Below are 21773 nucleotides of genomic sequence, written 5' to 3' on the forward strand. Positions count from 1 at the left end.
CAGTACCGACTATAATATAGATACTCACTATTTTATTTAATAAATTCCAATATAAATACCCCTTTATTGTTAGTTCTGCACAACAAAAAAGCTTTTGTACCAAAATCGTACAAAAGCTTTTTTGCTGTTTATCTCAATAATCAAGTCACATTTTTAATCTAAATGGTACGGTTACCACGATAACATTTTCTTTGTGTATCAACAAAGTCCGTAAAATCAAACCGGTCTGATTGTGTAAAAGACGATGCCACCATTTATTCGTCTGTACTTCAGGAATTAATACCGTAACATAATCTTCCGGATTTTTATCAACAAGCACCTTTTTAATAAAATCCAGCAACGGTTGTATAACCATCCGATAAGGTGATTTGATTGTAACAATACCAATCTCAGGATCTTGTATATGCCAGACTTTTTTCACATATTCAGCATTTTGTTCATCTGCCGCAATATGCACAGCTATGACTTCATCACCAATTTTTCTGGCATAACGCATGGCTTCTATAACACTTCGTGTCGGATAAGATATCGGCAGTATTACATAGTTTTTAGCAATAGGTGAACTTATATACCTAAATTTTTCACCGGGTTTAAGTGCCAGTTCTTTACCCATTTCCGTATAATGCGAATTAATCTTCTTAAAGCAATATATCGTCGCCGGAATAAAAATAAGAACGATCCACGCCCCATAAAAAAATTTAGTCACCGCTATAATAACAACAACAATACCCGTTATTACAGCACCAAAAGCATTTATAGCCGCCCGCCAATGCCAATGCTGTATCTTATTTCTCGACCAATATACCACCATACCGGACTGGGCAATTGTAAAGGAAAGGAAAACACCTATTGCATACAAGGAAATCAAATGTTCCGTATTTCCATTAAATGCAATAAGTAATACAGCTGTTGCTAAACTGAGCAATATTATGCCATTAGAAAAGTTCAAACGTTCACCGCGTTGTCCCAAATAGCGCGGCAGATAACCATCTTTGGCAATTATTGACATAAGCGGCGGAAGTCCGTTATAAGCGGTATTAGCCGCCAAAAATAATATCAACATCGTTGCCAGCTGAAAAAAATAATAAAAATATCCCCGGCCTACCGTCATTTCCGCAATCTGAGACAACATCGTTATATCGGGATTAGGCATGACATGATAATGTAATACCAAAAATGAAATTCCCACCATCATCGTTGCCAATAAGCCCGACATATAATATGTCGTATGAATGGCATTTTTATATGCAGGTTCTTTAAACATTGGCACACCATTGGCTATTGCTTCCAAGCCGGTCATGGAACTGCACCCATTGGCAAAAGCCCGCAATATCAGGAAAAATATCATCATATTCATTGGCTGACGCTGCATAGACACTTCCGGTACAACCGGTGCAGTACCAGTCAAAGCCTGAACCACACCAACCAATATTATCGCTAACATACTGCCGACAAATAAATATGTTGGCAGCACAAAAAATTTAGCAGATTCACTTACCCCACGCAAATTAATAATAGTAAGGACGCCAAACAAAACAAACAAATCCAAAGCAATCTTATAATCACCTAAAAAAGGAAAAGCCGAAGTAAGTGCGGCTGTCCCGGATGTTATACTAACAGCTACAGTGAGCACATAATCAGTAAACAATGCAGCACCTGCCACTAAAGCCGGTCCCTCTCCCAGATTTTCCCTGGCAACCGAATAAGAACCGCCGCCGCCCGGATTTGCTCTAGCCACTTGTGTATAAGAAATAGTTACTACTGCCAGTAGTATTACTATCGGAATAAGTGAATAAAGATAGTAACCATAAGTTACCATACCAGATAATGCCAATACGACAGCTATCTGTTCCGGGCCATAACTTACAGACGACAACGCATCTGATGAAAATATTGCCAAGGCTTTCCACTTTGGCAGACGCTGATAAAGGGCCTCTTCATTTTTGAGCGGACGCCCTATCAGCAGTCTTCTTATTCTGCTAAACACCGCAAAGTCCTCCAGTACACTAATTACATATTAAGATTGTATAAATTCAGCCTATTTACTATAATATACATTACTGTTTTATGCAATATAATATCCTTATAAAATTAAGATTAAATTAAAAATTTATAAAGATTGTATAAATATGATTCTAGCACATTTGATAATAAAATGTATACTATTGATAAAATTTCTCTAAACTTTCCCTTTTTGAATATATTACTATTAGAGGGAATTTTCTTTTTATACAGAATTATTATAATAATAAATTATACTAGGAGGCTGGAATTATGACGGAATTCAGCAGTGTTCAATTGAGAAACATCAGTGTAGTAGGACATAGCAAATGCGGTAAAACATCTATAGTCGAAAATTGCCTCTACAAATCAGGTTCGATCAACCGTATTGGTAAAACCGCTGATGGCAGTTCTGTTCTTGACTATGAACCGGAAGAAATAAAACACAAAATGACTATCAATACCACATTGGCTGCCTGTGAATGGCATGGTTATAAAATAAATTTTCTCGACACACCAGGTTATCCTGACTTTACAGCACAGGTTCAGTCAGCGATGTCTGTTTCCGAAGCGGCTTTAATCATTGTTTCAGCATCCTCCGGCGTGGAAGTTGAAACAGATAAAGCCTGGCAGTATGCCGAAAAAATCTCTCTGCCACGTGCAATTTTTATAAATAAGCTTGACCGTGATAATGTTGATTTCAATAATATAATAGATGAATTGCGCATACACTTTGGTAAAGGAGTTGTTCCTATACAGCTGCCCATTGGGCAGGCAAACAGTTTTCATGGTGTAGCTGATCTTATAACTATGAATACAAAAGTGCTGATTAAAAATCAGACCCAGATTTATAAAATACCAGACTATATGCAGTCGACCGTGACAGATGCCCGGCATATACTGATTGAATCATTGGCTGAATTTAATGATGAACTTTTGGAAAAATACCTGAATGGAGAAGAAATAAGTGAAACCGAAACGGCAGCAGCCCTTATCGAAGGCATTGTAACCGGAAAAATTTTCCCGGTATTATGTGGCTCGGCAGAAAAAGGCATTGGCTTCAGGCAGCTTTTAAATAGTATTATAGAATACCTACCGACACCTTATTTCAGGACATCTGTCGGCAGCAACCCCTTTACTAATAGTCTTGAGGAACGCAATACAGAAGATGCCTTTTCTGCTGTCATATTCAAAACTGTCGTTGATCAATTTATCGGTCGAACCAGCTATATAAAGATATTATCCGGTAGTATGCGGGAAAATAGCACATTATACAATTCGTCATCACAAAAAACTGAACGTATTGGCACTATCTGTACTGCCTGCGGTAAAAACATCCTGCCGATAAAAAGAGTATCTGCCGGGGATATAATTACTGTGACTAAACTCCAGTCCAGTAAAACCGGTGACACGCTCTGCTATGAAGAGACACCCATATGTTATGAAAAACCAGATTATCCTGAACCAATGCTAAAGCTGGCTATAACCGCCAAAGATAAGACAGATGAGGATAAAATCAGTCCCGCTTTATCCCGATTGATTGACGAGGAACCATCATTAAAACTTGAAAAAGACAACAGAACCGGAGAATTATGTATAAGCGGCATCGGAGAACTTCATCTTGATATTGCTCTGGAAAAACTCCAGCGTAAATTTGGCGTATCAGCTTATCTTACTGAGCCGGCTGTTGCTTATCGCGAAACCATTAAGACTGCCGCTAAAGCTGAAGGTAAATACAAAAAACAAAGCGGCGGTCATGGTCAGTATGGTGATGTCTGGCTGGAAATATCTCCCTTGGAACGTGGCAGCGGCATACAATTCACCGAAACAATTTTTGGCGGAGCTGTCCCCCGTCAATACATTCCCGCCGTTGAAAAAGGTATCAGAGAAACATTAGCAAAAGGATTATTTTCCAACTATCCAATGACTGATATAAAAACAAATCTTACCGATGGTTCTTATCACACTGTCGATTCATCAGAAATGGCTTTTAAGACGGCCGCGGGATTAGCCTTGAAAAAGGCTGTTTCAGAAGCATCACCAACAATACTGGAACCATATTGTTCCATAAAAATAACAGTTCCTGAATACTATATAGGTACGGTTATCGGTGGCTTGAATACCAAGAGAGGTCGTATTCTCAATACAAGCAACCCTGCCCATGATATCAGCATCATTGAAGCTCAAGTACCTGAAGCTGAACTTATAAAATATGCTACGGAACTTCGCTCACAGACACAGGGAAGAGGCAGCTACAGCATAGATTTTTCTCACTATGAAGAAGTCCCCGATAAAATTCGTGACAAATTACTGAAAAAATAACCGCAAAATAGATTTCAAAATCAGTGCTGTTACGCTATACTAAAAATAGTACTGATTTTTTTATTTCGAGGGATGTAATATGGCTACTGTACCAAAATTAAACACACTTCATTTGGTGGAAAAAACACCATTCAAAGTCGTTGCCCCATATCAACCTACAGGTGACCAGCCTGCAGCGATAAAAGATCTTGCCGCCGGCATTGAAAACGGACAAACTGCCCAGGTCCTGCTTGGCGCCACAGGTACCGGCAAGACCTTTACCATTGCCAAAGTTATTGAAAAAGTACAAAAACCGACTCTGGTAATAGCTCACAACAAAACTCTGGCAGCGCAGCTTGCCAGCGAGTTCAAGGAATTTTTCCCCAACAATGCTGTAGAATATTTTGTAAGTTATTATGATTACTATCAGCCGGAAGCTTATATTGCCCAGACTGATACCTATATTGCCAAAGATTCTTCGATCAACGATGAGATTGATAAACTGCGCCATTCAGCCACTTGTTCATTATTTGAACGGCGTGATGTCATAATTGTGGCCAGCGTATCCTGTATTTATGGTTTAGGTTCACCGGAACAATATTATGAATTGGTGTTATCGGTACGCCGTGGTGAAGACTATCCCCGCGACGCCATGCTGCGCAAGCTGGTGCAAATACAATATGAAAGAAATGATATCAACTTTGTCCGTGGTAAATTCCGTGTACACGGCGATATAATTGAAGTCTACCCGGCCGGTTATCAAGATCGCGCCGTTCGTATTGAATTGTTTGGTGATGAAGTGGATCGCATAAGTGAATTTGATCCACTGACCGGTGAGATACTCGGCGAACGCAAAAGCATAACAATTTTTCCCGCTTCACACTATGTCACTTCACCGGAAAACATGGACAGAGCCGTAAAAACTATAGAAGAAGAACTAAATGAGCAACTCAAATATCTTACAAGTGAAGGCAAACTGCTGGAAGCTCAAAGGCTCAAGCAGCGCACTAATTATGATTTGGAAATCATGCAGGAAATGGGGTACTGCTCCGGCATCGAAAACTATTCACGTCATTTGACCGGACGTAAAAAAGGCGAATCACCTTACACCCTTTTAGACTACTTTCCTGATGACTTTCTTATTGTCATCGATGAATCTCATGTCACACTACCTCAGTTGCGCGCAATGTATGCCGGTGACCGTTCCCGCAAGGTTTCTCTAGTCGATAACGGATTTCGTCTGCCGTCTGCCTTCGACAACCGACCATTGCGTTTTGAAGAATTTGTAGAAAGAATCAATCAAATAATTTATGTATCAGCTACACCGGCACCATATGAACTTTCACAAGCCAGTCAGATAGTTGAACAAATTATTCGTCCCACTGGTCTGCTAGACCCCAAAATCGAAATACGACCGCTGGAAGGTCAAATGGATGATCTGCTAAGTGAAATAAAAATCCGAATGGATAAAAAAGAACGTGTGCTAATTACCACTTTGACTAAAAAAATGGCCGAAAATCTGACAGATTATTTGAAGGAAATGGGCATAAAAGTCCGTTATCTTCATTCTGACATTGCCACTATTGAACGCGCTGAAATAATAAGGGATTTGCGCCTGGGCGTTTTCGATGTGCTCATCGGCATAAATTTATTGCGCGAGGGTCTTGATATGCCGGAAGTTTCGCTGGTAGCCATTCTTGACGCTGATAAAGAAGGCTTTTTACGCTCAGAAACTTCCTTGGTTCAAACTATTGGCCGGGCAGCTCGCAATTCACACGGCACAGTAATCATGTATGCTGATCGCATCACTGATTCCATGCAAAAAGCCATTGATGAAACAGATCGCCGCCGTGAAATTCAAGATAAATACAATAAAAAACATGGTATCATCCCCAAGACCATTCAAAAAAAAGTTAAAAATCTCATCGAAACAACAATGGTTGCAGAAAATAATTCACAATATAAACCCGGACGGAAGAAATTAAAAATGACTGCCAAGGAAAAGCAAAAACTGCTCAATACCCTTACCAAAGAAATGCAGGCAGCTTCACGGGCCTTAGAATTTGAAAAAGCAGCCGAACTGCGTGACGTAATTTTCGAACTGCAAAACGAAAAAAACAGCAAAAAGAAAAACACCCCCTCGCAAACTGCCTGAATTTATGCCATTTATAACTCTATAGACAAACCATCAATTATTTTGACTCAGTCAGGAGGAATGTAGAACGACTTTATTGCAACTAAAATATATCGTAACCGTCGCTGCCGTGGGAACTATCAGTAAAGCCGCCAAACAGCTTTATATTACCCAGCCCAGCCTCACAGCTGCTATAAAAGAACTGGAAAATGAGCTGGGTATTACTATCTTCGTCCGTACCAATAAAGGTGTTATACTTTCGACTGACGGTGAAGAATTTCTTGGTTACGCCCGTCAGGTTATCGAACAAACCGACTTAATAGAAGAAAAATATTTTGGCATCACACCAACAAAGCATCAATTTTGTATATCCACCCAGCATTATTCTTTTGCCGTAGAAGCATTTGTTACACTGCTGAAAAATCATGGCGGTGAAGAATATGATTTTCGTATCCGGGAGACTCAGACTTATGAGATTATTGAAGATGTTGCTAAATTGCACAGCGAAGTAGGTATTTTATATCTTAACAAATTCAATGAAACTGTCCTTCGCAAAACTCTGCGGGAAAATGATTTGACTTTTCAACGGCTTTTTATTGCCAAACCTCATGTGTTTGTCAGCACTTTTAGTCCGCTTGCCGGCCAACACACCGTATCACTTGAAGATCTTGCTCCCTACCCTCGTTTATCTTACGAGCAGGGTACACATAATTCTTTTTATTTTTCAGAGGAAATTCTGAGTACCCGGGACAGCAAAAAAGATATTATGGTTTCTGACCGCGCTACTTTATTCAATCTACTCATTGGACTCAATGGTTATACGATCTGCAGCGGAGTTATCAGTGAAGAATTAAATGGAAAAAATATCTTGGCTTTACCACTCACTGTTGATGACTATATGGAAATAGGCTATATCACTCACACAAAAGTACGTCCAGGTCGTTTTGCCCAATTGTATATCAATGCCTTAAAACATTATGCTGCAGAGTTATCAGAGAAATAAAACTGCTAACGTAAATAGTTTATTTTCATTTAATAAAGCTAATTTAAATTAATTTATTACTAAATAACGGCTGTTATAGATTCAAGCTATAGCAAACCGTTATTTTTTTATATTTTACGTTAAACGATCATTGCGCTATTCTATATACAAATAAAACATTAATTTGGAGATGAACTTATGCAATATTCAGTAGTCGGGTTTCCGCGAATCGGCGCCCAAAGGGAGCTAAAATTTACTGTCGAAAAATATTTTCGCAACGAAATCAATACAGATGAACTTTTACAAACTACGGCTAAACTCAGGGCAAAGCAATGGAAACTCCAGCAAACCGCTGGTGCTGCTTTCATTCCTTCTAATGATTTTTCCCTGTATGACGGCATGCTGGATACTTCTTTTATGCTCAACGCCATTCCACAGCGTTATCTTGATTTGAATCTTGATGATACCGCTGCATATTTTGCCATGGCCCGCGGTTACCAGGGTCACCACGGTGATGTTAAAGCGACTGCCATGAAAAAATGGTTCAATACCAATTACCACTACATGGTACCGGAACTTGATGACACAACCGATATCCTGCTCCGTTCTGACCACTTTCTCGACGGTTTTCATCAGGCACAATCTCTTGGTATTAATACCAAACCGGTAATAATCGGTCCGTTTACTTTTCTGAAACTTGCCAGCTTTACCGGTCATAAAAACATTGCAGATTATGTGGATTCGATAAAAACCGCTTACAATAACATCTTAAAGAGCTGTGCAACAAACAAAGTTGACTGGCTGCAAATTGATGAACCATATCTTGTAATGGATTTGACTGCAAATGATATAGCACTGTTTACCGATATGTATCAATTTATATTAGAAAAAAAAGGAACTGTTAAAGTCTTACTGCAAACTTACTTTGGTGACGTGCGTGACTGCTGCCGTCAGCTATATAATCTGCAATTTGACGGAATCGGACTCGATTTTCTTGAAGGAAAGGAAACTACTCGATTAACAACTAATTTCCCTGATGATAAAATTCTATTTGCCGGTCTGATAAATGGCAAAAACATCTGGAGATGCAACTATAATTCAATTTTATCGCAGCTGAAAAATTTAAAAGCCCATTGCCATAAAATTATTCTCAGCACTTCCTGTTCATTACTCCATGTTCCCTATACAGTAACCAATGAACCTCAGCTCGCACCGGAAATCACACGCTGTTTTTCCTTCGCCTATGAAAAACTTGAAGAATTGCGGGAAATATGCCGGCTGACCGAATTACCTGACTACCAAAACGACCCCGCTTACCAGCAAAATTGCCAGCTGTTTCAATCCACTGAGCTGCGTATAGACAAGACAGTACAAGAAAAAGTTGCTGCCTTGACCAATAATGATTTTACCCGCGCAATGCCGCGGAAAAAACGTCAGGCGCTGCAAAGAAAAATCTTAAATCTGCCATTGCTGCCTACAACCACTATCGGTTCATTTCCTCAGACCAAGGCTGTAAAACAAAATCGTTCCCAATACCGTCACGGTGTAATTAATGAAACACAATATCGCAGTACCGCCAAACATTTTATTAAAGATTGTATCAAATTCCAGGAAGAAATTGGCCTTGATGTACTTGTTCATGGTGAATTTGAACGTGATGATATGGTCGAATTTTTTGGAGAAAATCTCAAGGGTTACGTGTTTACCACCAATGCCTGGGTACAGTCTTATGGTACTCGCGGACTTAAACCACCAATTATCTTTGGTGATATCAAAAGAGAAAAATCAATTACTACCGATTATATCAAATACGCTGCTTCACTAACTGATAAAGATGTTAAAGGCATGCTGACCGGTCCGGTTACTATCTTAAACTGGTCATTTCCCCGTGAAGATATTTCCACAAGGGAAATGATGTATCAAATAGGTCTTGCTATTCGGGAAGAAGTACTGGAATTGGAACAGGCCGGTATCCGCATCATTCAGATTGACGAAGCCGCTCTGCGGGAAAAATTACCACTGCGCCATGCCGACTGGCACAGTGATTACCTTGATTTTGCCATCAAAGCCTTCCGCCTTTGCCATGCCAAAGTAAAACCCACGACCCAGATTCACACTCATATGTGCTATAGTGAATTTGAAGATATCATCCCTGAAATAGATGCCATGGATGCCGACGTGATTACTTTTGAAGCCTCACGTTCCAAGCTTACGATACTGACAGCACTGCAAAATAATCACTTTGAAACTGAAGTTGGTCCTGGTGTATATGATATTCATTCACCACGTGTTCCATCCGTCACCGAAATTGAGGCAGCTATTCATCTGATGCTGCAAAAAATTCCTCAAGAAAACTTATGGATAAACCCTGACTGCGGTCTAAAAACCCGCGGTAAAACAGAAACTGCAGCCAGTCTTAAAAACCTTGTCCAGGCTGCCAAAAACGTACGCACACAATTAACCGAGGGAGATAAAAACTTATGAATAAATTACAGGTACCATTTCGCTATGATTATGTAGGCAGTTTCTTACGTCCTGCCGCTTTAAAGCAGGCGCGGGAAGATTATAAAAACAAAAAAATAACGCAAAATCAGCTAACTGAAATAGAAAACAAAGAAATCACTGCGCTGATCACCAAACAAAAAGCAGCCGGCTATCATGTGATTACTGATGGTGAATTCCGCAGGAGTTACTGGCATCTTGATTTTATGTGGGGATTTAATGGTATTGATGCCATTGAACTTAACCATGGCTATTTTTTTCATGATGAAGAAACCACTCCGGGTTCTATCAGACTAACCGGAAAAATTGACGGAAAAAATCACCCTTTCGTCGAACACTTTAAGTTCGTTAAACAATTTGAAGATGAAAACACCGTTGCAAAACAGACATTGCCGGCTCCGGCCCAGTTGCTGGCTGAACTGTTTCGTGAAGACAATGCGGCTTATACCAAAAGCATTTATCCCAATCTGGAGGATCTAATCCAAGATATCGTCCAAGCTTACCATACCGTACTGCATGATCTTTTTACCGCTGGCTGCCACAATGTCCAGTTTGATGATTGCACCTGGGGAATGTTTTGTGACACAAAATATTGGTCAGCCAGGCAAAACAGCAATATTTCTCTTGAAAACGAAGCAAAAAAATACCTGCGTATCAACAATTTAGTAATCAATGGCAAACCACAAGGTTTAACGCTTACAACCCATGTGTGCCGCGGCAATTACCACTCCACCTGGGCTAGCTCCGGTGGTTATGCACCAATTGCGCCATTTTTGTTTGCCAACGAAGACGCTGCTGCTTTCTATCTTGAATTTGACGATGAACGTTCCGGTAATTTTGAACCTTTACAGTATGTACCGGCAAACAAAAAAGTCGTGCTCGGCCTGATTACCACAAAAGCTCCCCGGCTGGAAGACAAAACTTCCGTCATTGCCCGCATTCATGAAGCAGAAAAATACATTCCATTAGACAGACTTTACCTAAGCCCACAGTGCGGTTTTGCCTCCTGTGAAATCGGCAATCAGCTGACCGAATCCGAACAATGGGCAAAACTTGCCTTGGTAAAAGAAATAGCCGAAACAATTTGGTAAAACACTAAGTGATATATTGGCAGTATCTATACAAAACCGTATGCAGCCCGCGTATTGATTGCATACGGTTTTGTCTTTTATCTATAGCTATATCCGCTCATTAGTACTTCATAAAAAGAGACTGTCGCACCTAAGCATTTTTATTCATAAATTGCAATTTCACTTTCTTTATCCGCCAAAAGTGTAGAAAAATACAATTACATCTTCATGAGATCAATGCTGTCATTCGACAGTCCCTTTTCATTATATCAATTTACTTCTTAACCTGTACTTTATTCACCTAATACTATTACTTTACACTTACGTGCTCTGGCCCTTGTCCTGTCAAAATCAACAAAATAAACATATCCCGTTGGTCCTGCTCCGAATTCACCATCGTCAACATCAAATATTTGACTGGAACCAAGCAATGTGGCCTTTAAATGTGCATCACAATTCAATAATGCTCTACGGTCTCCATTCGGTAAATATTTTTCGGCATCGGGCCATGCTTCCACTGCCTGATAATGTTTTTCACCAGGATAATTATACTGACCTTGTGCTATATTATCCGGAATTATTTTTTTCAATATGTTATTTAAATCTGCCTGTAAAAACTCGTCACCATTTTCATTATAGTCATGGACAAATTCCTCAAAAAAAACCGAGCAGGTCGTATGCGGTGATATAACCGCACAAATGCCATTTTTGATACCACTTGATACTATTATTTTTTTAACAGATTTTGTAATATCAATAAATGTAGGACTTTCACCATGAGACTGTAAATTTAAGGTTTCCTTGTAAATAGCCATACTATTGCCTCCCAGTTACATTTTTTCTATCTCTTTGGGCCTGCAAAACAGCTTCAGCCATTTCCTGCACCCGCCTAACAGGATCCGGTGCCTTAAGAATACCACTTGTCCCTCCTGTTCCATCTGCACCCAATTTAATTACATTATAAACATCCTCTGCAGTTGTTATTCCTGATGCAATCATTACAGCAATATCGGGATTAATAGACTTGATTTGCTCAGTAGTCTTTAAAATATAACTGTCATCGGCAACTTGCCCTGTTCCAATTAAATCAGTGGGTTCGCATAACAAGATGTCTGGCTTAAATTCAGCAATAGCAGTTGCTTCCAGTAATGAATCCGCACATACTATAGTTATTAATCCCAATTTCTTTGCCCGGATTATTGTTTTGGAAAGCTGCGACACGGTTAAAGGATTTTCTGCATGATTAAGAAAAACAGCTCCTGCACCAGCCTCTTGTAAAGATTCCGGTAATATATGCCCCATCCCACGCCCCGGTTTTAAATATTCCATATGCTGAGCTGTCACAATAATAAAATGAGTATGCTCTCTAATATATCGAATATCCGTAAATGGACAAGTGAAGAAAATTTGCAGCCTGCTTTTTTCTGCAATTTTATCTGTTGATTCCGCCAATTGTAAAATTTTTTTACCATAAAGATATGATTTAGGATTTACCACTAAAAAAGGATTTTTCACTTTTCCCATTTATAATCTCCTGATTTCAAAAATATTTCTAAGTAATTCATTTGCCCTATTCATTAATAATAAAGACCTATACTGAAAACATATGCTATAAGCACTGCAACAGGGCCCGTTATAAGTCTTGAATACAACACTGCCGGTACCCCAAGCTCTATTGTTTCCGGTTCTGCTTCACCAAGACTCAATCCCACCGGTACAAAGTCGGCTCCTGCTTGTGCGTTTATAGCAAAAAGCGCAGGCAGTGCATATTGCGGCGGTATATGCCCCAGACCTATTTCAACTCCTAACAGGCTTCCTACTACCTGGGCTATGACTGCTCCCGGTCCAAGGATCGGTGAAAGAAAAGGCAGTGCGCATATAATAGATATGCCAAGCATTCCCGGCAATGTACTCGCTAACGGTGATAAAGTATTTGCTATTACATTACCTATTCCCGAAGCACTGATTATTCCCAATATCATACTGACAAATGCCATAAATGGTAAAATATTCTTGATTACCATATCTATTGTTTCACGACCGGCCTGATAAAATTTATTGACAACAACGCCGACACCTATACCAATCCGCATTACTAAATTTTTATTTTTCTTTTTATCATCACTGGATTTACTGTCATTCTCTGTAATATGTGTTTTATTCGCCGTATTTAGGGACGATTGGGTAATATGATCCTCATTTTCCGCATCAATTACCCAGCTTATACATTTTTCCGTTACATCGGATACGTAAATATCTTCTGTCATAAATTGTGCCAGGGGACCTGATTTTCCCACGGGTGTAAGATTAACTGTAAATATTTTTTTCTTTGGGTAAACTCCGCAGCGCGCAGTACCGCCGCAGTCCACCACTGCAACCATTATCTGTTCATCCGGTATGCCTGTGCTAAATCCATCAACAACAGTTCCTCCTGTCATTTCTGCAATTTTTTTTGCTACAGGATGAATTCCTCCGCCCGTCACACAAAGTACTTTATTGCGAATATCTGTCGGGGTTATTTGCAGCGGCCCGCCCCAACCCGATTTACCTTTTCGTATAATAATCGACTTATACATTTTGCTCCTCCTGTCCACGTATAATTATATATTTGGTCATCTACTCATTCTTCCATAAATTTTTTCCGTTACTATGCCTCTAAGCAGTATCACTACTATCCCAACAAGAAAATATCTTACAGCTAAATCACCAAGCGGCAAGCCCAATTGACTTATGCCCGTTGCAATTCCCATATAAACGAATAACTCCCCACCATTGGCGTGAGGGAACAATCCGGTTACCGGATGAACAAAACTCACTGCTGCATCATAAAATGCCGGTTTATATTTTTCTTCGACAAAACGACCAAAAGTATAGCACATAGGATTAGCTAAAAATATTACTGCCAATATAGGTACGATAGTATAACGAGTAATTGTGTACTTTGTTGCTTTTTTGGCAACATTGTATACACGTTCTTCACCTATCAATTTAATAACTGAACTTACGGCCGTCATCAAAACTACTACCAAAGGAATAATACCAGTTACCCATCCTATAAAAATCGTCGCGCCTGCTTTAAATAATTCAATAAAGCTATTTGCTAACATCGCAATAACTTCCATAATATCCCTCTTTTCTAATTTTTAAAAAATAATAATTTATTTTAAAATTATAAAAATAATACTACCACATTTTTCATTTTATTCTTTCTTATTATAATGGTTGCGTATGAAATACTTTATAATAATGTTTTAAAGTTGATATCATTCCCTTCAATAATAAATTTTTAACGTCAAAATAATTATTCGTTGTATTTTGCTTTAAATTATCATATGCGTTTACCACAAAATCAGTGTAAATATTTATTTTTGCTATTCCTCCCAATGCACATTTCTCTAAATTTTTATCTCCTGACGATGAACCCCCATGAAGGACCAGTGGTATTGCTATGTTTTCTGAAAGTTCTTTTAACCTTTCAAAATTTATTTTAGGTGTTCCTTTATATAATCCATGCGCTGTTCCTATGGATACAGCCAAACTGTCAATTCCGCTTTCCTGCACTAATTTTTCTGCTTCCTCCACAGTGGTGTAAATACTGTCATCATTTGTATCAGTCTCACTCTGTCCAACATTTTTACCTGTTCCGACATGTCCTATCTCTGCTTCAACTACCACATTATTTTTATGGGCAAATTTAACTACTTCCTGAGTCATTGCTATATTGCCTTTAAGCTCTTGCTGAGAAGCATCTATCATTACAGAAGTAAATCCCAATTCAATCGCTTTTTTTATAAAACTAAGATCCATACCATGATCTAAATGTAATGCTACTGGAATTTGAGCTTTTTTTATATAAAAATGCCCCAGCAATGCAGCTTCCTCTATATCCTGATACACACAATGGGCCTGTGCATATGACAGTATCAGCGGCAGCCCCATTTCCTCCGCTGTTTTAATATGAGCTTTAACCGATATTTGATCCACAAAATTTGCCGACGGAATCGCAAATTTATTTTCTTTTGCTTTTTTCAGCATATCTTTCGTTGACACTAACATATATATTTCACCTCAATAATAACTATAGTAAATTTCACAGCCATCATAAATATTGACTATCCAAACTTTGCAGTTCAAATCATATTGGTTATGTACGGGACAAATCCAATAATAATTACATCTGCAAAGTTTGAATGGTCATTTAAAAATCACTTGCTTCAAGTTTATTGGTTTTTATCAATACCAATAAATATTTATAATATTGACACTTTTCTCCGATTGCCGTATTCTTATAGATGGTTAATGTCATCCAAGATAATAACCATCTGTGTCATTACAAAGTTGCTGCTTTGTAATGACTTTTTTATTTTTTTACGCATATTCAGTCACCAATATTATTTGCCCTTATTTTTTATACATAGAATCTTGTTCCTTGCGCACTTTATAAAGCTGTGTACTCGTATCGAGTTCCACCATATCAAGTGTCAGCAGCTGTCCCTTTTTAACGTCCTTCTTCATGCGCGTCTTTTTATTAATCAGCCCATAAATTACATATTTATTAGTATATGTTTCTTCAGCTGTAGCTATTGATCCATAAGTCGTATAACCACCAATACCATCAATATATTCACCGGCTCTAAGATCCTTCTTAGCAACCGTTATGCATTCACTGACCGGCCCGTCAATAGGAATAATTGTCGGTTCTCCATCAATTACCGCTTTAGCTACTGTAAGCGGTGTTTCTAAATTACATAAATGATACGGACGGTATAACGTCCACAATGGTCCTCGTCCCATGCTATGATACTGCATTTGATAAGAAATTTCTTTATTTTCGGTTGCAACTGTAACAAATACACCAGGTGCTATGCCGTTAACAAATTCTACTACTCCATGCTTATTTAAAATACCACCATCTTTTTTCAGCCTGAATATAGAATTTAACTCCTTGCATCGTTCAGCCGGTGAAGCACTGGGTCCATGTCCACCGATTACATCTGGAATAAGACCTGTAGCATTTGACATAGCAGTCATTTCAACCATTGTCTTTGTCCCATCTTTAAATGCGCAAAGCATTCTGGGACTCATCTTACGTCTTGTGGCTTCAGGTAAAACAGTATCAGGATTACATTCATAATCAAGCTTATTATTCTTACCCTTTCCCATAACTTTTATCTTCATTCCCATAGCTTTAGCAAACGAATACAGTTCCATTACGGCTCCCGGTTCATCACCTGCGGATCCTGTGTAAATAACACCATTTTTATCGCCCAGCTTTTTCAAGTATGGACCAATCACTACATCAGTTTCCACATCCATCATAACAACATGTTTACCGTTATTCATTGAATCAATAGCAATTTTTACTCCTACTTCAGGAACACCTGTTACATCAATTGCACATTCCACCAAATTTGCTTGAGAGACAAAGTCTGACTTTTCAGTGGCTACAAATTTTCCCATCTCCATGTATTTATTAGCATCTTCCAAAGTTTTGGCCACAGCTATCTGTTCATCAGAAATACCCGCGTAGTGAAAGGCATTAATTACACTTTCCAAGTTGATGTCAGCAACGATTGCCGGAGTTATCCCCTTCATAATTACCATCTGTGTAACCATACCGCGTCCCATTTGTCCGGCCCCGACTATACCGGTACGAATTATTTTTCCCTCCTCTTGTCTTTTCAATAATTTTTTGTCCATGTTAAGCATAACTAACACACCTCATATTTATATAAATTTAAGAACAAGCTAAATTAATAAATATTTATTCTAATACCCTTTTGTATATCTTTTTCCAGCAATGGAATATTACCATAAAGAACTATATGCCCCGGTAATGGAGCTTTATTTTCTCCTGAAAAATTTAAAGTGGCATGTCCCAGCTCTTTAAAAGTGTTATAAGCTTCATTGCCAATTGCAGTAACGTCAAATATTTTCTCTCCGATAATAAAAGTATCACCCTTTAAAATATTTCCATATAATGGCGCTTTCTCATGTAAAATAGATATCTCTGCCAATTCCGGCGGTGCATCGTCATTAAATATTATCAAATAATTTAACTCTTTAAAAAGTTTTATGGCATCTTTTCCCCAACTCGTTATTTTGCTGTCATATTTCATTTAAACAACTCCAATACAGTCATAATAAAAATATTTATTATTCAGGCAGCTTTGTTCTCTTTTACCAATCGCTCACAAAGCATATCAACAGCCTGAATATGTCCTTGCATTTTATTTTTTTGATTTTTAGCAAGTACTGCATAACCAGCTTTAACGGCAAATATATTTTTTCCTATAATTTCAGGTATTTTCTTAAATCTGTTAAATATAGTCAATCCTGCCAATATCTCACCATCAATTATTTCTCCGCTATTATTGCAGACTATTATGACAATATTTCCTGAAAATCGTGATTTCTTACCACCAATTCCAATATTGCCTTTTTTATGCAATCGTCGCACTGCACTATGATAAAATTTCACTTGTAAGTATGTCCCCGCTGCCTGAATCAACATGAACAAAAATAATCCGGCAATTATCATCTTCATAATAAATTATTCTCCCTATGATTAAACAATTCCTTAGCACAATCTGAATCAGTAATCAGCACATTTATCAAATTTCCCCGTATTGCTCCTATTAAACTATTGATCTTATCCTTACCGGCTACTATGCCAATCCTGCATGGTACTTTTTTTAAGTTTTCTATAGACATGGCTGCTATTAAGTTATTAAATGATTCGAATTGCTCCGTATTGCCATCTTTATCATAAAATTGTGCTGCAACATCTCCCACCATTCCTTTTGCAATAAATTCATCAAATAATTTTTCCTTTATATATCCTGCTTTGACCAAAGTCGATTTTTGCTTTGCCGGCATACCTATCCCCATTATTGCTATTGAAATCTTCTTAAATGCCCTCATAATTTTTTGCATTGAATATTCACACAAAAAATTATGAAGCATATCCTTATTAGAAAACACCAATGGAGCGAAAAACTGCAAACAATCTGCATGATATATTTCTGCGAAAGAAGTAGCCAGATAATTTGAATGTATATCGTAACTATTTTCAGCTACCCCACCCACAATAGGTACAAAAGTGCACTTGCGGAACTCGACATCATGATGTCCTTTTAAAAGATTTTTAAGCGTTCTTCCCATAGTAATACCCACATAATCTTTGTTCTCCAAAACTCTTGAAAGAAATTTAAATGTTTCATTTGCTAAATTTTCATTTGGTTCATATACAGGATCAGCATTACCAGACGGTACTATTATCACTTCTTCCAATCCAAAGTTTTTCTCGATTTCTCTTTCTAAATTACCAAAAATCAAACTATCCGGATTAATGACTTTTATTTTAACGATTCCCTGTTCCCGGCCATTTTTTATCATTCTTGCAACAGAAGGACGAGAAACCTGCAGCATATCCGAGATTTCCTGTTGACTTAATCCATCTTCGTAGTACAAACCACAACATTTAAATATCAATCTTATATCATCAATTATCTTTTTCATAATTTTATCCTATAATTTATGTTTTTCTTTTTATTCTGATAATTATTATATAGCAATGCGATTATATTTTCAATATAATCAATTAAGAACAAAAGTAAAAGTGTTTTTATAAATATAAATTTTTTTGCATTTGTTCCAAGATCCTAATTTAAGTTCTATTTTCAGTAACTTGAATTTTTATTTTCAGTTTTTATTAATATATACTGGAAAAAATATATTATTTAATATATACTATTCCTATAATAAATTTGTCGATATTTTACACTAAATATATCAATAAGTACCTTCGTTTTACATATATTTGCTGTGATTATTTCGTAAAATACAGGAGTTGACCACTTTGCCGGATTCACTGAAAATAAAAGGTGCCCGTGCCCATAATTTAAAAAACATTAACGTTTCCATACCCCGTGACAAACTTGTCGTCATTACCGGTCTGTCCGGTTCGGGAAAATCCTCCTTGGCTTTTGATACTATCTATGCCGAAGGACAAAGGCGCTATGTGGAATCCTTATCTTCTTATGCCCGGCAATTTCTCGGGCAAATGGATAAACCGGATGTCGATTATATTGAAGGACTTTCTCCAGCCATATCTATCGATCAAAAGACCACCAGCCGTAATCCCCGTTCAACAGTTGGGACCGTCACTGAAATTTACGATTATCTCCGCTTATTGTTTGCCCGTGCAGGAAAACCGCACTGTCCAAAATGCGGCAAACCTATTTCACAGCAGACTGTAGATCAAATTCTTGACAGTATTTTAAAACTGCCGGAAAAAACAAAACTATTAATAATGGCGCAAGTTATCCGCGGTAAAAAGGGTGAGCATAAAAAACTACTGGAAAATATTCGCCGTCAAGGCTATGTCCGCGTGCGTATTGACGGTGATATCATGGACATCAACGATGAAATCAATTTGGAAAAAAACAAAAAACATACGATAGAAGTAATTGTTGACCGTTTAGTAGTAAGGGAAGGCATTGAATCCCGCTTGGCCGATTCCATTGAAACTGCGCTTGACCTCGGCAATGATATTGTTTATGTCCAAATAATCGATGGTGAACTTTTAATGTTTAGTCAAAATTTTGCCTGCATTGATTGCGGCATCAGTCTGCCAGAAATCGCACCACGCCTGTTTTCCTTTAACAGTCCCTATGGTGCCTGCCCTGAATGTGACGGACTGGGCAGTAAACAAGAATTTGACATTGATCTTGTCCTGCCTGACAAAAGCCTTACATTTGCACAAGGTGTATTTGCTCCGCTGTCAAAAAATCCGGCATCTTATGCCATGTGTCAGATTGATGCCGTATTAAAAGCATATAAATACACGCTTGATACTCCTTGGAACAAGGTAAAATCTAATGTTCAAAAAATTCTCTTGTATGGCAGCATTGACGAAACCTTTCACTTTTTTTACGAAAACATGTTTGGTGAAGAAAAGGAATACAATACGGCTTTCGAAGGCGTAATGCCGCTTCTGGCACGCCGTTATAGAGAAACCGGCTCAGACATAATGCGTGAAGGATACGAGGCTTATATGAGTACGACACCTTGTCCCGTATGCGGCGGTGCCCGTCTCAAACCGGAAGCGCTGGCAATAACTATCGGTGAAAAAAATATTAATGAAGTCACCAATATGACCATTGCTGAGGCAGATAAATTTTTCCGCCTGCTAAAGCTGGACAAACGCCAATTACTCATTGCCGCACAAATATTGAAAGAAATAAATGCCCGTCTGGGATTTCTTCTTAACGTCGGTTTGGATTACCTTACCTTAAGCCGTGCTGCCGGAACTCTGTCCGGCGGCGAAGCTCAACGAATAAGGCTTGCCACACAAATAGGTTCTGGTCTCACCGGTGTCTTATATATACTTGATGAACCCAGCATCGGACTGCATCAGCGCGACAACAACCGTCTGCTGGCTACATTAAAACATCTGCGGGATCTCGGTAATACTCTTATTGTTGTTGAACATGATGAAGACACAATGTATGCTGCTGACGACATCATTGACATTGGCCCGGCTGCGGGCGCTCACGGTGGTGAAGTGATTGCCCAGGGAACAGCAGATGAAATAAAAAAAATCCCCGCATCCATAACGGGGCAATACTTAAGCCGCAAAAGATTCATTCCGGTACCGTTGCAACGCCGTAAGGGAAATGGAAACTACATTGAAGTAGTCGGCGCTGCTGAAAACAATCTCAAAAATATTAATGTAAAATTTCCTCTTGGTGTTCTGACTGTCGTCACCGGCGTATCCGGGTCCGGCAAATCAACGTTAGTAAACGAAATACTATACAAGGGACTTGCCGCGCATTTTTACAGCAGCAAGGGAAAACCCGGTAAACATAAAATTATAAAGGGTATCGACAATATCGATAAAATAATCAATATTGACCAATCACCAATCGGACGTACACCACGCTCCAATCCCGCTACTTATACTGGTATTTTTGATACCATACGTGAAGTTTTCAGCCAAACAAACGAAGCTAAAATACGCGGTTATAAACCAGGCAGATTTAGTTTCAACGTCAAAGGCGGCCGCTGTGAGTCCTGCCATGGTGATGGTATCATAAAAATTGAAATGCATTTTCTTCCTGATGTATATGTCCCCTGCGAAGTATGCAAAGGCGCACGCTACAATCGTGAAACCCTTGAAGTCAAATATAAGGGAAAGAACATTGCCGATGTACTACACATGGTAGTCGACGAGGCTGTTGATTTCTTTCAAAATATTCCTAAACTAGCCAGACAGCTAAAAACTCTTCAGGATGTTGGGCTCGGTTATATACAGCTTGGACAACCGGCCACAACATTATCAGGCGGTGAAGCTCAGCGAATAAAATTATCTACTGAATTATCCAAACGCAGTACCGGCCGTACACTTTATATTCTCGATGAACCCACTACAGGCCTTCATACAGCAGATATCCACAAATTAATGAATGTACTGCAGCGACTTGTTGACAACGGTGATACAGTCATTATCATTGAGCATAATCTCGATGTAATAAAAACAGCTGATTATATCATCGATCTTGGTCCGGAAGGCGGCGACAAAGGCGGTACAGTAGTCGCCAAGGGAACACCCGAACAAATAGTAAAAATAAAACGGTCCTACACCGGACAATTTCTTGCACCTGTCCTGAAAGAAGGCATCGCCCTTACAAAAAAAGCTCTTACTGACCATCAAAAGATTTGATTTCATACAATATATCATTCATCGGCAACTGGCATCTCAACAATAAGCATCATATCT

At 38.6% G+C, this 21773-nt stretch carries 16 protein-coding genes; 6 read left to right on the forward strand and 10 right to left on the reverse strand.

Going from position 1 to position 21773, the window contains the following annotated elements:
- Positions 1-145: 145 nt before the first annotated feature.
- Positions 146-1987, reverse strand: a complete 1842-nt coding sequence (locus F8M42_RS08530; protein ID WP_182185976.1) for an APC family permease — start codon at positions 1985-1987, stop codon at positions 146-148.
- Between the two features lie 287 nt (positions 1988-2274).
- On the opposite strand from F8M42_RS08530, the gene fusA reads away from it, so the two are divergent.
- From fusA to F8M42_RS08555, 5 genes are all read left to right on the forward strand, one after another.
- Entirely contained in the window at positions 2275-4323 is a 2049-nt protein-coding gene (fusA, locus tag F8M42_RS08535; RefSeq protein WP_182185978.1) for an elongation factor G, read from the forward strand.
- A gap of 79 nt (positions 4324-4402) precedes the next feature.
- Positions 4403-6457 (forward strand): excinuclease ABC subunit UvrB, encoded by a 2055-nt coding sequence (uvrB, locus tag F8M42_RS08540; RefSeq protein ID WP_182185979.1) that lies wholly within the window; start codon positions 4403-4405, stop codon positions 6455-6457.
- 76 nt (positions 6458-6533) lie between these two features.
- Positions 6534-7439 (forward strand): LysR family transcriptional regulator, encoded by a 906-nt coding sequence (locus F8M42_RS08545; RefSeq protein WP_182185981.1) that lies wholly within the window; start codon positions 6534-6536, stop codon positions 7437-7439.
- A gap of 177 nt (positions 7440-7616) precedes the next feature.
- Entirely contained in the window at positions 7617-9902 is a 2286-nt protein-coding gene (metE, locus tag F8M42_RS08550) for a 5-methyltetrahydropteroyltriglutamate--homocysteine S-methyltransferase (protein ID WP_182185983.1), read from the forward strand.
- Positions 9899-11011 (forward strand): 5-methyltetrahydropteroyltriglutamate--homocysteine S-methyltransferase, encoded by a 1113-nt coding sequence (locus tag F8M42_RS08555; RefSeq protein ID WP_182185984.1) that lies wholly within the window; start codon positions 9899-9901, stop codon positions 11009-11011. Before metE ends, F8M42_RS08555 begins: the two co-directional genes overlap by 4 nt.
- Positions 11012-11283: 272 nt before the next feature.
- On the opposite strand, the gene F8M42_RS08560 is transcribed toward F8M42_RS08555, so the two are convergent.
- The 9 genes from F8M42_RS08560 to F8M42_RS08600 form a co-directional block, all read right to left on the reverse strand.
- The gene (locus tag F8M42_RS08560; RefSeq protein ID WP_182185986.1) at positions 11284-11805 is read right to left on the reverse strand and encodes a YjbQ family protein; all 522 of its coding nucleotides are present in this window, start codon (positions 11803-11805) and stop codon (positions 11284-11286) included.
- Position 11806: 1 nt separating this feature from the next.
- A complete protein-coding gene (locus F8M42_RS08565) occupies positions 11807-12514 on the reverse strand; it encodes a triose-phosphate isomerase (protein WP_182185988.1) in 708 nt (235 codons plus the stop codon).
- 53 nt (positions 12515-12567) lie between these two features.
- Positions 12568-13566: a PTS glucitol/sorbitol transporter subunit IIB gene (gene srlE, locus F8M42_RS08570; protein WP_182185989.1), complete on the reverse strand. Its 999-nt coding sequence runs from the start codon at positions 13564-13566 to the stop codon at positions 12568-12570.
- Between the two features lie 36 nt (positions 13567-13602).
- Positions 13603-14112 carry a PTS glucitol/sorbitol transporter subunit IIC gene (srlA, locus tag F8M42_RS08575; protein ID WP_182185991.1) on the reverse strand — a complete coding sequence of 170 codons (510 nt, stop codon included), beginning with the start codon at positions 14110-14112 and terminating at the stop codon, positions 13603-13605.
- 91 nt (positions 14113-14203) lie between these two features.
- Positions 14204-15046, reverse strand: coding sequence for a class II fructose-bisphosphate aldolase (locus F8M42_RS08580; RefSeq protein WP_182185993.1), 843 nt, complete (start codon positions 15044-15046; stop codon positions 14204-14206).
- Positions 15047-15391: 345 nt separating this feature from the next.
- A complete protein-coding gene (locus tag F8M42_RS08585; protein ID WP_182185994.1) occupies positions 15392-16699 on the reverse strand; it encodes an NAD(P)H-dependent oxidoreductase in 1308 nt (435 codons plus the stop codon).
- Positions 16700-16743: 44 nt separating this feature from the next.
- The gene (locus F8M42_RS08590; RefSeq protein ID WP_182185996.1) at positions 16744-17109 is read right to left on the reverse strand and encodes a PTS glucitol/sorbitol transporter subunit IIA; all 366 of its coding nucleotides are present in this window, start codon (positions 17107-17109) and stop codon (positions 16744-16746) included.
- A 41-nt stretch (positions 17110-17150) separates the two neighbouring features.
- A complete protein-coding gene (locus tag F8M42_RS08595; protein ID WP_182185997.1) occupies positions 17151-17537 on the reverse strand; it encodes a transcriptional regulator GutM in 387 nt (128 codons plus the stop codon).
- A complete protein-coding gene (locus tag F8M42_RS08600; protein ID WP_182185998.1) occupies positions 17534-18511 on the reverse strand; it encodes a sugar-binding transcriptional regulator in 978 nt (325 codons plus the stop codon). The genes F8M42_RS08595 and F8M42_RS08600 overlap by 4 nt, the downstream gene beginning before the upstream one ends.
- A gap of 340 nt (positions 18512-18851) precedes the next feature.
- Between F8M42_RS08600 and uvrA the strand changes: the two genes are divergently transcribed.
- Positions 18852-21716: an excinuclease ABC subunit UvrA gene (uvrA, locus tag F8M42_RS08605; protein WP_182185999.1), complete on the forward strand. Its 2865-nt coding sequence runs from the start codon at positions 18852-18854 to the stop codon at positions 21714-21716.
- Positions 21717-21773 lie beyond the last annotated feature (57 nt).

The sequence above is a fragment of the Pectinatus frisingensis genome (assembly GCF_014076555.1).
In the GTDB taxonomy this organism is placed as follows: domain Bacteria; phylum Bacillota; class Negativicutes; order Selenomonadales; family Selenomonadaceae; genus Pectinatus; species Pectinatus frisingensis.